The sequence below is a fragment of the Trichococcus sp. genome, assembly GCF_049684335.1.
GTDB lineage: Bacteria > Bacillota > Bacilli > Lactobacillales > Aerococcaceae > Trichococcus.
Window position 1 is genome coordinate 84,781 of sequence record NZ_JBAVFV010000045.1, and the last position, 13,352, is coordinate 98,132.

Annotated in this window: 13 protein-coding genes; 1 reads left to right on the forward strand and 12 read right to left on the reverse strand. The window is 51.1% G+C overall.

Translation table 11 applies throughout. From position 1 onward, the window contains the following. Positions 1-185: 185 nt before the first annotated feature. The 6 genes from WBM30_RS08260 to WBM30_RS08285 all read right to left on the reverse strand — a co-directional run bounded on the left by WBM30_RS08260 (position 186) and on the right by WBM30_RS08285 (position 6,481). Positions 186-2,399 carry a heavy metal translocating P-type ATPase gene (locus tag WBM30_RS08260; RefSeq protein WP_424900259.1) on the reverse strand — a complete coding sequence of 738 codons (2,214 nt, stop codon included), beginning with the start codon at positions 2,397-2,399 and terminating at the stop codon, positions 186-188. 197 nt (positions 2,400-2,596) lie between these two features. Beyond that, on the reverse strand, positions 2,597-3,481 hold the full coding sequence (gene ypfJ / locus WBM30_RS08265; RefSeq protein WP_424900260.1) for a KPN_02809 family neutral zinc metallopeptidase: 885 nt from the start codon (positions 3,479-3,481) through the stop codon (positions 2,597-2,599). Positions 3,482-3,815: 334 nt separating this feature from the next. After that, the gene (locus WBM30_RS08270) at positions 3,816-4,565 is read right to left on the reverse strand and encodes a hydrolase (RefSeq protein WP_424900261.1); all 750 of its coding nucleotides are present in this window, start codon (positions 4,563-4,565) and stop codon (positions 3,816-3,818) included. A gap of 46 nt (positions 4,566-4,611) precedes the next feature. Beyond that, on the reverse strand, positions 4,612-5,439 hold the full coding sequence (locus WBM30_RS08275; RefSeq protein WP_424900263.1) for a DUF975 family protein: 828 nt from the start codon (positions 5,437-5,439) through the stop codon (positions 4,612-4,614). Between the two features lie 116 nt (positions 5,440-5,555). Continuing rightward, positions 5,556-5,930, reverse strand: a complete 375-nt coding sequence (locus WBM30_RS08280; RefSeq protein WP_424900265.1) for a zinc ribbon domain-containing protein — start codon at positions 5,928-5,930, stop codon at positions 5,556-5,558. Beyond that, positions 5,930-6,481, reverse strand: a complete 552-nt coding sequence (locus tag WBM30_RS08285; RefSeq protein WP_424900266.1) for an O-acetyl-ADP-ribose deacetylase — start codon at positions 6,479-6,481, stop codon at positions 5,930-5,932. Before WBM30_RS08285 ends, WBM30_RS08280 begins: the two co-directional genes overlap by 1 nt. A 190-nt stretch (positions 6,482-6,671) precedes the next feature. Here WBM30_RS08285 and WBM30_RS08290 point away from each other — a divergent pair, with 190 nt between their 5' ends. Beyond that, positions 6,672-7,877 carry an MFS transporter gene (locus WBM30_RS08290; protein WP_424900267.1) on the forward strand — a complete coding sequence of 402 codons (1,206 nt, stop codon included), beginning with the start codon at positions 6,672-6,674 and terminating at the stop codon, positions 7,875-7,877. A gap of 65 nt (positions 7,878-7,942) precedes the next feature. Here WBM30_RS08290 and WBM30_RS08295 read toward each other — a convergent pair whose 3' ends face one another. The 6 genes from WBM30_RS08295 to WBM30_RS08320 form a co-directional block, all read right to left on the reverse strand. Further along, positions 7,943-8,152, reverse strand: a complete 210-nt coding sequence (locus tag WBM30_RS08295; protein ID WP_119094125.1) for a YdbC family protein — start codon at positions 8,150-8,152, stop codon at positions 7,943-7,945. 194 nt (positions 8,153-8,346) lie between these two features. Then, positions 8,347-9,708: an MmgE/PrpD family protein gene (locus tag WBM30_RS08300; protein WP_424900268.1), complete on the reverse strand. Its 1,362-nt coding sequence runs from the start codon at positions 9,706-9,708 to the stop codon at positions 8,347-8,349. Continuing rightward, the gene (locus WBM30_RS08305; RefSeq protein WP_424900269.1) at positions 9,696-10,862 is read right to left on the reverse strand and encodes an amidohydrolase; all 1,167 of its coding nucleotides are present in this window, start codon (positions 10,860-10,862) and stop codon (positions 9,696-9,698) included. Before WBM30_RS08305 ends, WBM30_RS08300 begins: the two co-directional genes overlap by 13 nt. A gap of 179 nt (positions 10,863-11,041) precedes the next feature. Then, positions 11,042-11,785 carry an amino acid ABC transporter ATP-binding protein gene (locus WBM30_RS08310; protein ID WP_424900270.1) on the reverse strand — a complete coding sequence of 248 codons (744 nt, stop codon included), beginning with the start codon at positions 11,783-11,785 and terminating at the stop codon, positions 11,042-11,044. An 11-nt stretch (positions 11,786-11,796) separates the two neighbouring features. Continuing rightward, positions 11,797-12,468: an amino acid ABC transporter permease gene (locus WBM30_RS08315; RefSeq protein ID WP_424900272.1), complete on the reverse strand. Its 672-nt coding sequence runs from the start codon at positions 12,466-12,468 to the stop codon at positions 11,797-11,799. A 27-nt stretch (positions 12,469-12,495) separates the two neighbouring features. Next, positions 12,496-13,341: an amino acid ABC transporter substrate-binding protein gene (locus tag WBM30_RS08320; RefSeq protein WP_424900273.1), complete on the reverse strand. Its 846-nt coding sequence runs from the start codon at positions 13,339-13,341 to the stop codon at positions 12,496-12,498. Between the last annotated feature and the right edge of the window lie 11 nt (positions 13,342-13,352).

Here is a 13,352-nt window from a genome sequence, read left to right on the forward strand (position 1 = left end):
CAGATGCCCCTTCAAGACCTCACCTCCGATGAAGGCAGCTTCCCCGGAGTTCAGCCAAATTTGCTTCGCACTACGTTCAGTGAGCCATGCGCTCATCGGAGCTGACGCCCTTTTGCAACGCGGTGCTCCGGCGGGCGCCTGAGCAGACAAAAAAGGGGCCGCTGGCGGCCCCCACATACGAACGATTATTTTTTCAAGATGCGGATGCTGTTGAGGACAGCTAGCACGGTCACGCCGACATCGGCGAAGACGGCTTCCCACATGGTGGCGACGCCGAACGCGCCTAGAACGAGGAACACCCCTTTGACCGCCATGGCGAAAATGATGTTCTGCCAGACGATTTTGCGTGTTTCCTCAGCCACGGTTATTGCGGTCAAAATCTTGGATGGTTTATCATCCATGATGACGATATCGGCCGCTTCGATGGCGGCGTCGGATCCCAATCCACCCATCGCCATCCCGATGTCGGAACGGGCCAGCACCGGCGTATCGTTGATGCCGTCGCCCACGAAGATAACTTTTTCGCCTTTTCGTTTACTTGCCAACACTTCCTCCAGCTTTGTCACTTTGTCCTGCGGAAGCAATTCCGCATGGACTTCATCGATGCCGATTTCTTTGGCGACCGCTTCACCTACCGCACGGGAATCCCCGGTCAGCATGATGGTGCGTATGCCTCTCGCCTTCAAACCGGCGATTGTGGCCTTCGCATCAGCTTTGATGGCATCAGAGATCAGGATGTAGCCTGCATATTGTTTATCCACAGCGATATACACAACCGTCCCGGTTCCATGAGCCGGCGTATGAATGATGGCGAATTTCTCCATCATTTTGGCATTGCCGACCAGGATCTCTTGCCCATCAACGACGACCTGGAGACCGTGACCTGGGATATCATTTGTGGTGGCGGTCCGGTCTTCAGCTATCGTTTTCCCGTAAGCTTCCTTGATAGAATCGGCAATCGGGTGGCTGGAATGCAGTTCCGCATAGGCTGCCAGTTCCAGCAAACGATTCTCCGTCAGTTCGCCGGCGCTTTCGATCCGGGCTACGGCGAATTTGCCTTCCGTCAAGGTGCCGGTCTTGTCCATCACGACCGTTTTGACATCATTCAGGCCTTCGAGGAAGTTGCTCCCTTTGACAAGGATGCCTTTGCGCGAGGCCGATCCGATGCCGCCGAAGAATCCGACCGGAATCGAAACGACCAAAGCGCACGGACACGAGATGACCAGAAAGATGCTGGCCCGGTAAAGCCATTCATTGAAGCTTTCGCCCGGGAACAACAGCGGCGGCACGACTGCCAGCAACACGGCCGCGATGACGACGACAGGCGTGTAGTAGCGGGCGAATTTGGTGATGAAGTTTTCCGTAGGCGCTTTTCTCCCGCTAGCGTTCTGAACCAAATCCAAAATTTTGACGACGGTCGACTCAGCAAACGTTTTTTCTACCACGACTTCGATGACACCATTTTTGTTGATGAAGCCGCTCAAAATGTTGTCACCGACTTTGACGCTACGCGGAACCGATTCGCCGGTCAGAGCCGAAGTGTCTACAGCAGAGGTTCCGCTCACGATTTTTCCATCCAACGGCACTTTTTCACCGGGCCGGATCAGGATGATGTCGCCGATTTTGACGGTTTCTGGAGCCACTTTCTCGATGCCGGCAGCTGTCTTCACGTTTGCATAATCAGGGCGGATATCCATCAGTTCGGCGATGGAGCGGCGGGATTTGTCGACCGCGATGTCCTGGAACAGTTCCCCCAATTGATAGAACAGCATGACCGCCACCGCTTCCGGATACTCCTGGATGTAGAAAGCGCTCAGTGTGGCGATCGTCATCAGGAAGTTTTCGTCGAACAACTGGCCGTTCTTGATGTTCAGGAGCGCGCTCCAAACGATTTCATAGCCCGCAACTAGGTACGCGGTCACATACAATGCCAACGAAACCGTTCCGCTGACCGGTGCGAAAATCGCCGCCAACAAAATCCCAAAGCCGACGATCAAGCGGATGAAGGACTTCCGGATTTCATCCTTATCCCCTTCGCCGTGCGCATGCGTGTGTTCATGTGCAGCATCATGATCGTGATGTCCGTCAACAGTTGCGGATGAGTCATCTTGGAAATGTTTCGCTCCCATCGGAAACCCATCCGCTCCGATTGGTGTTCCGCTTTTTTTCAGAGTCGGATGGATATCCGGCTCCAATATACTTAGCTTTTGTTTTACTTTAGGTAAAACAAAAGCCTCTTGATCCTCTTCGATTTCGATCCGCAATGTCTTCGTCATGAAGTTCACGTTGCTTTCCAGGATCCCTTCTATTTTCGCGATGCCGGTTTCGACTTTACTGGCGCAATTGGCGCAATCCAATTCGTCCAGATACCATTCAATCTGCTTTACCTTCTCAGACATAGCTTTACCTCCTCAGCCCTAAGCATTCGTATTATTTATTCGAAAACGGAATTATTACGCATTACATATGAACAACCATTCATGTATTGGTCATATTATAATACTACAGACTGCTTGTGTCAATCGGATAGAAATACCCTGAACACCAAAAGAAAAGCCTGCCGCAGCGCGACAAGCTCAACTATATTTATTAGAAGTTAAAGTTCATCATACCCAATATTGAATGTATCTCCACCGCTCAGATTACCGGTTTCGAAACCTTTCGTGAACCAACGCATCCGTTGCTCGGAGGTACCGTGCGTGAAGCTGTCGGGTACGACATAGCCTTGGTACTGTTTCTGCAAGGTATCGTCCCCTACAGCATGTGCTGCTGTTAAAGCTTCCTCGAAGTCGCCTGCCTCCAGAACGCCCTGCTCCTGGACATAATTTGCCCAGACACCGGCCAAGTAATCGGCCTGCAGTTCCAAACGAACATTCAACTCATTGTATTCCGTTTCGCTTAACTGATTACGACTACTCTGCACCTGATCCATGATGCCCAGCAAGTTCTGGACGTGGTGTCCGACCTCATGAGCAACGACATAGGCCATTGCAAAGTCTCCGGACGCGCCGTACTCTTGCGAAAGCTGGTCATAAAAACTCAAGTCGATGTATAATTTTTGATCGGCCGGACAGTAGAACGGTCCGACTTGGGAACCAGCCACACCGCAAGCAGATTGCACCTGCCCGCTGAAAAGCACTAGTGTCGGGTCGACATATTCCATATTATTGTTGGCAAATTCCTGTGTCCAAGCATCTTCTGTATAGGCCAACACGACGGATACAAATTCAGCCATCTCATCCTCGGTCTTGTTGCTCGTTTCCGTGATGCCTGTCTGTGGCGTTTCAGTCGGTGTGCTTCCGCCACCACCGCCGAACAGGTCGCCGCCGCCGAAGAGGGCGATGATAATCATAATGATGATCCCAAAAATCCCGCCACCTGCCATGCCGCTCATGCCCAGTCCGCCGCCCCCCGTCGAAAACCCGCCACTGCCGCGTCGGTCTTCAACATTGGAACTTCGCCTTCCACCCTTCCATTTCATAGAAATACCTCCAATATTCTATTTTCCGCATCGCTGGCTCTGGTTCTGCCAATCCCCGCCCAGACTTTTACTGCAATCCGAAAATCGATTTCATTTGATACCCTTATTATATAGTATCGACGGTTATTTTTAAAAAAATACACCTGATAAGGACGAATGTTGGCTGGCATCCAATGATTCGAGCTACTCGACTGGCTCGCAATTCGTCGTCGACGGTGGCATGGTTTCAGATTTGTAGGATTCTTGTGAACAATAAAAGTCTCATGATACCAAAAAAACGAACAAACAGTTGCCGGGACAGTCCCGGTCGCTGTTTGTTCGTTTTTTCAATAGGTTAATCTCTGTGATCTTCCAAGTCTTCGACTTCTTCGATCGTCAAACCTTGATGCTCCTGCATGTAGCGCTCGCGCTCTTTGTTGCGGTACTTGTCCATCTTGCGGCGGAACAACTCACCGTTGGAAGGCGGCGTCCAGCTGATGGCATTGGCGCCGGCATTGATTGCATCCAGAATCGTTTCATCAGTTGGGCCGCCCGTCGCGATGATCGGAACATCCGGGAAATTTTCGCGGATGCGGCTCACAATATAGGCTGTATCTTTCCCGCCGCTGACATTCAGGATGTCGACGCCGGCATCAAGCCTTGCTTGTATATCCATATATTCCGTCACGATGGTACAAACGATCGGAATATCCACAGTTTCTTCAATTTGTTTGATCGTCTCTATTGGAGTCGGCGCATTGACGACTACCGCTAAAGACCCTTGCGCTTCGGAAAATAAGGCGATATTGGCGCTGCGTTTCCCTTGCGTGGTTCCCCCACCGACACCGGAAAGGATCGGAATGGTTGAGACATTGGCAATGCTTTGGATAACCGCCGGATGCGGGGTAAATGGATAAACCGCGATGACGGCATCCGCATCGTTATTCAGGATAATGGCGATATCCGTCGTGAAAATCAAGGATTTGATTCGTTTTCCAAAAATCCGGATTCCCGAGCAGTTCCGGATTACGCCAGGGACTTGCACTGTATCACTGCGCAAGTCGGTTGTGATGCTTGGTGCTTCTCTTTTTATTCTTTGCTCCATTATTTCGCTCCTTCTCTGAAAATTTAGATAATAAGATATGGGCCGATCAGATGATGCTGAAGTTCTCTTCCTTCAGGACTTCCGAATAGAAGACCGCGCGCGCAGCTTTCCTTCTCGGTTCAACGATGAAGGTCAGGATTCCGAAGATGGCGAACGCCGCCAACATCAACCCTACCAACAACAACGCTTGATACAATAACGCATCGGAATCAGCCGTTGACGCTCCGGCATACATATTGAACGCAGCTATTCCGACACCAAAGAACAACGCCACAGGAATCAGGTAAACGACAAAATAAGTCAGATCCAATTGGAAAAGTCTCATCTTCTTGCCTTTCATGAAGGATTCGCTTTGTCTCAGAATGTCCGTCGTTTTCATATCCGGATTATCGAAATAAATGAAGTTCGATAATGCCAGAGCGTAAAGCTTCATGATGCCCGGTATGATCAGCAAAACGGACCATAAAATTACATAGAATGCCTGCAGCGCCAAAACGCCAAGCGTCTTGAACAACTGATTTTCGAACGGTTTGAGCAGATGTCCCGACGAAAGTGGTGTACCGTCCAGCATATCCAGATAGCCCCATTCATTCCCCATCTGCATGGAGCCGATGATCAGCGCCACGATGATCGATAGGACCACATTCAGGGTCGTTTGGAAAGGCGAGGATTGCATCGAGAAGACGGAATCCCAATTCGGCAAAGTATCCCCTGTCATCTGCATGTTCAATGCGCTTTCACCCGTCAGCGTTCTGACTACTGATTGCATGATACTGTTAGCGATCGTGATAAGAATCAGGTTGATGACCGCCATTTTATAATTGCCGCGTAAATATTCTCTGGCTGTGGATCTGACTTCCTTGTTCGTTAACATATAATTATGACCACCCCTTACAATTTTCGATAGTGATAGTATACCATAATTGTACAATTTGTAACGCTTACAGATAATCGTCTTTCATTTCTTTCATCGGCGGTCCTTTCAATGACCTATTCATCCACTTTCGTTCCGCAATTCGGGCAAAAATGCGCGCCTTGAGGATAGGAGGCACCGCAGTTAGGGCATCTGTTTTCGAGCGGTTCGCCGGTTTGATACAGCTGCAAATCGCTGTCCCGAATCATGATTGTTTCTTTCCGTTCGATTGCTTTTCCAATTTGCGGATCCAGTAAATACCACGTGTCGCAACAGGTCGTGCGGACAAGGTATTTTTTCCCGAAGGTGATGACCGGGATGAAAAAAAGCCGGAAACGATTGCCCACGAGGTAGACTTCATAGCGTCCGAAGTGTCCACAGCGGCTGCATGTAATGGTCTGGTTGTATTCAAGTTGCTTTCGGAACGGTAATACGTCAAAAAATAAAAACATCAGTCAGTTCCCCTTTCAAATTCTTCAAATGCCTGCTCGTAAGCGTGCACTGTCGCATCGTCAAAGCAGACAAAGGTTATTTCTGTGATGTCGGATTCCGGCTGATTTTCCAGATATTTCAGAACGGTACCGACAGCGATTGTGGTCGCCTGTTCCAGCGGATAACCATAAATGCCAGTGCTGATTGCCGGGAATGCAAGCGTTCGGATTCCGGAGGCATCAGCCAATTTCAACGATTTTCGGTAGCACGAAGCCAGCAACTTTGCTTCACTGAACGTTCCACCTCGCCAGACCGGACCGACAGTGTGGATGACATGGGCGGCTTTGAGCCGGAAACCGGGCGTGAGCTTCGCATCGCCGGTACGGCACCCATCCAAAAGGCGGCAGGCAGCCAACAGTTCCGGACCGGCGGCATGATGGATGGCGCCGTCTACCCCGCCTCCGCCGAGCAAACTTTCATTAGCGGCATTAACAATGGCACCTACTTCGCAACGGGTGATGTCGCCTTTAACCACATGCAACGTTGTTCGATTGAACTGCAATTTATTCATTCCAATTCCTCCCTCTGATTCTGTTCAGTCCGGGCATCTCAACACGTACACTTTACCAAACTTCCGGTTCATTATCCATTTGGCCGAATCGCGCTGAAAGGATCTGCCTAAGTGGTCGCTCTGCTAGACTTTTTACCCGAAAAGGAATTAAATGGAGTTGACGAAATAACTCAGAAGGAAGGGTTTCGAGATGGTGGGTAATCTGAAAAAGAAAAAGCGGATCCTCGGCGTCGAAAGCAATATCTTCTTTGTCGGCTTGACCAGTTTCCTGACAGACACGACGACAAAGATGGTCTACAGCATCCTGCCTTTGTTCCTGACAACATTAGGCGCTTCAAAAACGGAAATCTCCCTGATCGAAGGGATCGCCGAAAGCACTGCTTCCGTCCTGAAATCTCTCTCCGGCTGGTGGAGCGACAAGATTGGCCGCAACAAGCCCTTCATGATCATCGGTTACGGCATCACTGCCCTCCTTTCTCCACTCTTCGCTTTCGTGACGACGCCGCTGCAGGTCCTGTCGATCCGCTTTGTTGAACGCGTCGGAAAAGGCATCCGAACAGCTCCCCGGGACAGTCTTGTGGCCGGCTCTTCGGAGGAAAACAACAATGCCGGGCTGAATTTTGGTTTCCATAAAGCGATGGACAACAGCGGCGCCATCGTCGGCCCACTGATCGCCTTTGCCGTTTTGGCTGCCTTCCCCGGAGACTACCGGCGCGTGTTCCTGTTTGCGGCTATCCCGGGTTTTTTGGGGCTTTTGTCGATCATCTTTTTTGTTAAGGAAACCAAACGTGCCAAATCGGAACGGCTAGAAAAAATATCTTTCCGGGATTTCCCCAAGGACTTCTATCTTTTTCTGGCTATCGTTTTCTTTTTTACGTTAGGAAATTCGACGGATGCTCTGCTCTTGATCAAAGCCAGTGACGTCGGCGTCAGCGATGCGTTCATCCCGATTATGTATCTAGTATTCAACGCGGTTTCGGTCGCCTTTGCCGTTCCGCTCGGTAAATTATCCGATAAAATTGGCCGCAAGCGTATCATCATCGGCGGCTATCTGATGTTCTCGCTGATCTATTTTGGTTTCGGCAAGGCCACTACTCCCTTCGCCATCGTCGGTCTATTCGCTTTTTACGGTCTCTACAGCGCAGCAACGGACGGCATCCAAAAAGCTTTGGTATCCGACATCATCGGCAAAGAAAAGAAAGGGACCGGTCTGGGCCTCTACAACGCCATCTTGGGGATGACGCTGTTGCCGGCCAGTCTGATTGGAGGCTGGCTCTATGACACGTTCAACAACCAGGTACCTTTCTACTTCGGTTCCGCAATGGCTCTGTTTTCCGCCTTTTTGATGTTCCTCTTCTACCGGCGCGGAAGTAGAAACGGAACGGCCCACATTTAACTTCAGTGCACCACCGCAATCGAAAAACCAGCTGAAGACAATACGCTTCAGCTGGTTTTTTCCGGTTATTTCAGGATTTTGGCGAGGGCCGCCATTTCTTCTTCGCTGAATGTCAGTCCTTTGCCCATCTTTTCGTGTTCTGGACTCCATTCGCGGATGTCGTATTTTGGTGGTCTGCCGTTCCAACTTACCAAGTTCAATTCTTTCGTCCAACCTTTTGCGGATGTGGACAGGACGCCGAGTTCTTCGACGATTTCAAATGTGATGTCTGCCATAGGAATGATCCTTTCTTTTTTGGAGTTTAGGTTCGCTGCCCAGATGCCTTTCAGATCGGTAGCTTGCCACTTAATTATAACGCAAACGAAGGTTCATTTAAAATATCCGCGAATTTTTGAAAGATGCATTATCAGAATAAAAATGCAAAAGAGGAGCCGGAACATTTATGTCCCAGACTCCTCTTTTGCATACATCATAAAAATCCTTCCAATTCGCTCATATTGCTATTTTCCAGACCGCGAATCGCCTGCATCATCCGCTCCGCTTTTTCCTGATCGGGCGCGGATTCACGCCATTTGCTTTCGAGGTCAGCATCCGTCAACGGCGCTTGCGGCGAACCCTTTGGAACGCACACTTCGCGGCTGTAGACGGCGCCATCAGCCAACGTGAGCCTTACGATTGTAAAGCGTCCTTTCGGGATGGCTTGCGCGGCCGGCTTGTGCTCTGCGTCATAGCTTCTGGACATTTTCCCCATCAGCTCTTCGGCCTCAACCGAAACAGCGGCGGTTCCGAAATTTCCGAGCGTGAACGGCTGCCCCAGCAACGCCAAAGCGACGACATATTCGATGCTGAAACGGCCTTGTTCGCCGGTCTTCGGGCGTGTGTGGATCAAAGCCGCATCGCCGCCGGGCGGAAAAACGATGTCTACCTTTTGGATAGTTGCGCTATCCATGTGCAGTTGCGCCAACTCCAGCGCGGCGTCCGCGCCATGGGAAGCGGCTGAGCAGAACGGATTGCGTTTGAACCAGAGTCCAGGCTCGGCTATCCGCCACGTTTCCCCCCATCGTTCGGTCAAGGCTTCCCGGACTGCTTCATCCGTTTCATTCCCGCTGTACACATGCAAAAATCCGATTTCCGAATCGAGTGCCGCATCGGTCCCATGGAAATCCTGCTGGGTCCATTCGATTGACTGGACCGCTTGCTGCGCAGCCAAGCCGGCATGCAACGGCTTCATCTCCGTACCGAACTGCACCCGCAGTCCGCCAGCCTGACTGACGGCAATCCCTACGGCATTCTGTATTTCGGCAGGTGTGAATCCGAGCAATCGTCCACCCGCGAAGGTGGCCGCGATACCTCCGAGTAAGGAGGTGTTGTGCCACCCATTCAGGTAACTGGCCGTCCCGATTGCCTGCCCGAGCCTGGCCATAACTTCGACACCGATGATATAGGCATTCAGAAACTGTTTCCCGGAAATATCCCGACCTGAAGATAAAGCAAAAAGCACGGGCAGAATGACCGAACTGGGATGGCCGCGGACATCGGAATGGACATCGTCATAATCTAGTGCATGGCCCATGAATCCATTCAGGAGTGCTGCTTGGCCCCGGCCTGCCCGTTTATTTTGGCCAATCAGCGGCGTGACGGGGTGGCCACCTTCCGATTCGATCGCCTGCAACAGTTTGATTGTCCCGGAATCCTCCCGGCCAGCAAAAGCGCTAGCCAGATAATCCAGTATCCCGCGTTTGGCTTCGCGCAAAGCGGCTTCGTTGTCGATCGGAGTCGCCTTCAAAACTTCCTCCGCCATCATTTCAGTGACTACTGTCAGGTTTCCCATTGATCCAACACCTTGATCGCCAAAGCCGAGAAATAATCCGCGGCGACCGTCAAGGCTTCTTCTTTGAGGTTGAATTCAGGATGGTGCCATTCGCGCGTGCCATCGACGCCCATGAATACGAAAAATCCAGGGATCAATGTCTGATAATGCGCAAAATCTTCCCCTCCAGCGACCGGTTTCGGCTCCACGAAACGATAACCTTGTTCGGTAGCCGTTTCCTCCATGATTTCTTTGAAGCGGACATCATTGTCCACGATGGAAACGTACGGGTGCCAACGAAAATCGGCTATTGCGCCGAAACCGGACGCGATCCCTTCAGCTGCGCGGCGCATCAAGGCTGGGATCTTCTCGCGGTCTTCTTTTTGGAAAGCGCGGACGGTCCCTTCCATGTAGACTTTCTCGGGAATGACGTTCCATGAGTTGCCGCCGTGGATCTGTGTGATGCTGATGACTGCGTTATGGAATGGACTTGTATTTCTGCTGATGATCGTCTGCAGACCGATGATGATCTGGCTTGCGATGACGATCGGATCGATGGTCGAATCCGGAATGCCGGCATGTCCGCCGACTCCGTGGATTTCCAGTTCGAAACGATCTGCGCTGGCCATCAGTCCGCCTTCACGAATGCCAATCGTGCCGACAGGGAGATCCGGCTTGTTGTGCATGCCGAAGATGGCGGAAACGCCATTAAGAGCACCGGCTTCTTCAACCCACTTGGCGCCTTGGGCGATCTCTTCAGCGGGCTGGAAGATGAATCGGACTGTGCCTTTCAGTGACGCTTTTTTACCCTGAAGCATGATTGCCGCCCCAATCATGGAAGCCGTATGATAATCATGGCCGCAGGCATGCATGAGCCCTTCAGTTTGGGAAACGAACGGCAGATTGGTCGCTTCATTGACCGGCAAAGCGTCGATATCCGCACGCAGCGCGATAGTCGGACCCGGCAGTGCGCCCACGACCTCCGCAATCAGACCGGTCTCCAATGGGTACTCCAGGATAGTGATTCCTTCCTCCGACAGCCAGCGGCGGATGCGCTCAGTCGTTGCAAATTCCTTTGCCGAAAGTTCCGGGTGCGCATGCAATTCACGCCGGTAAGCGACCAACTTTTTGTAGAGTCCTGTTTTGGTTTGTGTTTCCGTTTGCGTTGCAGTCATCGTATCATTCTTCCTTTCGATGGTTCACTATTAAATCAGGGCTGGGCAAACCCGTTCAGCTTTTCTTGTCCAGCTTCACGGGTTAGCCCTTCGGAATTTAGATAAATCGCACCTATTGCGCTCTACGATGCTCATACGGCACGATTTCCTAAAATTCTTTCAGGGCTGGGCAAACCCGTTCAGCTTTCATTGTTTCCCAGTTGTTTGAGGAATTGTTTGGTGCGGGCTTGTTGTGGATTGCCGAAGAGGCTTTCCGGCGGCCCTTGTTCCACGATGTTGCCGTCCGCCATGAAAATGACGTGATCGGCGACTTCGCGGGCAAAGTCCATTTCGTGCGTGACGATGATCATTGTCGTCTGCTGATTGGCGATTGATTTGATCACCTGAAGCACTTCAGCAACCAATTCCGGATCCAACGAAGAGGTCGGCTCATCAAATAGGATCGCGTGCGGATTGACCGCCAAGGCCCTTGCGATGCTGACACGTTGTTGCTGTCCACCCGAAAGTGTCGCAGGATAATTGCCGGCCTTCTCCTTCAGCCCGACTTTAGTCAACAGCTCCAGGCCGGTTGTCTCCGCTTCAGCTTTCGGTATTTTTTTGGCAACGATCAGTGCTTCGGTCACATTCTGCAGCACGGTTTTGTTCCGGAACAGGTTGTAGTTCTGGAAGACCATGGCCGTTTGTTGGCGTAGCTGTTGGACTTCTTTGGTGGTATAGTTTTCGGCATTCAGTGTGGCCTCGCCGATTTCGATAAGCCCCGCATCCGGCTGCTCAAGGAAATTCAGGCAGCGCAAAAAGGTTGATTTACCGGAACCGGAAGGCCCGATGATCGCCAGGACTTGCCCTCGTTCCACTACTATATCGATTCCGTTCAGTACGGTCAACTCATTAAATTTTTTCTTCAAACCTTTTACTTCAATCATCTGACTTCCTCCTAGGTCCGGTACGGCTTGCTTAGTTTTTCTTCCAACACGCGCTGCAGATATGAGTAGATGATGATCAGTACCCAATAGACCAATGCGACCGCCAAGTAGCTTTCCAGGAATTTGTAGGAGGAGGAGGCCATCATTTTGGCTTCGGCAAAGAGTTCCGTGACGCCCAGTGAGAACGCCAATGAAGTTTCTTTGATCAGGCTGATGAAGGTGTTTCCTGTCCCCGGCAAGGCATTTTCGGCGGCTTGCGGCAGAATGATCCGGTAAGCCGTCTGGAATTTTGACATTCCCACAGAAAGGCCGGCTTCCATCTGTCCTTTGTTGACGGAGATGATGGCCGCGCGGAAGATTTCCGCCAAGAACGCGCCTTGTTTGATGCCCAAGCCGATGACCGTTGCTGTCACAGCCTGCATCGCGGTCAAAGCGGGGAACAGTTGCGGAAGGCCATAGTAAATGATGAATAGCAGCACCAATGTCGGAACCGATCGGAAGAAAGACAGGTAGAGACTCGTGAAGCCGCGCAACACCGCCTTCTGGCTTTCTTTCATGACCGCCAACAGGATCCCGATCACGATGGCGACAGCCATCGCCAGGACCGACATGAACAGAGTCAACGGAACGTATTTCATGATCGCAGGGATCACTTCCAGGACATAGGCAAAATCAAAATTCATCTGTGCTTCACTCTTTTCTTTGTGTTTCTATTCTGCTTTTATGGTGATGTCTTCTTGGCTAAAGTATTTTTCGGATAGTTCTTTCAGGGTGCCGTCTTTGCGCAATTCTGCGATTTCAGCGTTGATTTCGGCTTGCAGTTCTTCACCGCGCTCTGTCTTCGTGAACGGGAAGGCGATGTCTTCATAGACGAACGGCTCACCGACGAATTTCAGCGGCAAATCATTTTTTTCGATTTCCGCGATCAAGGAAGCTTTGGAGTTCACGTAGCCTTCGACACGTTTGGCTACCACATCGCTCATCGCGCCGTCGCGTGTTTCATAGGTGCGGATTGTGATTTCGCCGTTAGCGTCGAAGTTCTGGAGGTTCGTTACATTGTTTGAGCCCAAGACGCCCGATACAGATTTACCCTTCAGATCATCGAGCGTGTTAATGTCGGTGTTATCCGTGTGTGTCACGATCGTTGCCCCTGCGTAGGCGTAGGTATCCGAAAAGAGGAACTTCTCTTCGCGTTCCGCTGTTTTCGCCACGAAGTTCGCTACTGTATCGATTTTGTCCGTCTCTAATTGACCCATCACGCCGCTGAAGTCGGAAAGTGTCCACTCAACTGTGTACCCTAAATTTTCAGCCGCGGTCTCGATCACTTCCACGTCGAAACCGACCAACTCTTCACCTTCGCGGTATGCGTTTGGATAACTTTGTCCGGTCGCTCCGACCCGCAGCACTTTTTCTTCCGTCGCTGTCGAAGAACTTGCTTCCTGAGAACTTGTTGCACTGCTTGCCGCGCTGTCCGCTGAACTATCCGTTGTCGTGCCGTTTCCGCATCCTGCTAATACGACTGTTGCTGCAAATGCCAATGCCATCAATTTTTTCATCTTCTATTTCC

Bases quoted from the DNA above. Each gene is read 5' to 3' on its own strand.
- WBM30_RS08260 (WP_424900259.1), bottom strand. From the start codon at position 2,399: ATGTCTGAGAAGGTAAAGCAGATTGAATGGTATCTGGACGAATTGGAT.
- ypfJ (WP_424900260.1), bottom strand. From the start codon at position 3,481: ATGAAATGGAAGGGTGGAAGGCGAAGTTCCAATGTTGAAGACCGACGC.
- WBM30_RS08270 (WP_424900261.1), bottom strand. From the start codon at position 4,565: ATGGAGCAAAGAATAAAAAGAGAAGCACCAAGCATCACAACCGACTTG.
- WBM30_RS08275 (WP_424900263.1), bottom strand. From the start codon at position 5,439: ATGTTAACGAACAAGGAAGTCAGATCCACAGCCAGAGAATATTTACGC.
- WBM30_RS08280 (WP_424900265.1), bottom strand. From the start codon at position 5,930: ATGTTTTTATTTTTTGACGTATTACCGTTCCGAAAGCAACTTGAATAC.
- WBM30_RS08285 (WP_424900266.1), bottom strand. From the start codon at position 6,481: ATGAATAAATTGCAGTTCAATCGAACAACGTTGCATGTGGTTAAAGGC.
- WBM30_RS08290 (WP_424900267.1), top strand. From the start codon at position 6,672: ATGGTGGGTAATCTGAAAAAGAAAAAGCGGATCCTCGGCGTCGAAAGC.
- WBM30_RS08295 (WP_119094125.1), bottom strand. From the start codon at position 8,152: ATGGCAGACATCACATTTGAAATCGTCGAAGAACTCGGCGTCCTGTCC.
- WBM30_RS08300 (WP_424900268.1), bottom strand. From the start codon at position 9,708: ATGGGAAACCTGACAGTAGTCACTGAAATGATGGCGGAGGAAGTTTTG.
- WBM30_RS08305 (WP_424900269.1), bottom strand. From the start codon at position 10,862: ATGACTGCAACGCAAACGGAAACACAAACCAAAACAGGACTCTACAAA.
- WBM30_RS08310 (WP_424900270.1), bottom strand. From the start codon at position 11,785: ATGATTGAAGTAAAAGGTTTGAAGAAAAAATTTAATGAGTTGACCGTA.
- WBM30_RS08315 (WP_424900272.1), bottom strand. From the start codon at position 12,468: ATGAATTTTGATTTTGCCTATGTCCTGGAAGTGATCCCTGCGATCATG.
- WBM30_RS08320 (WP_424900273.1), bottom strand. From the start codon at position 13,341: ATGAAAAAATTGATGGCATTGGCATTTGCAGCAACAGTCGTATTAGCA.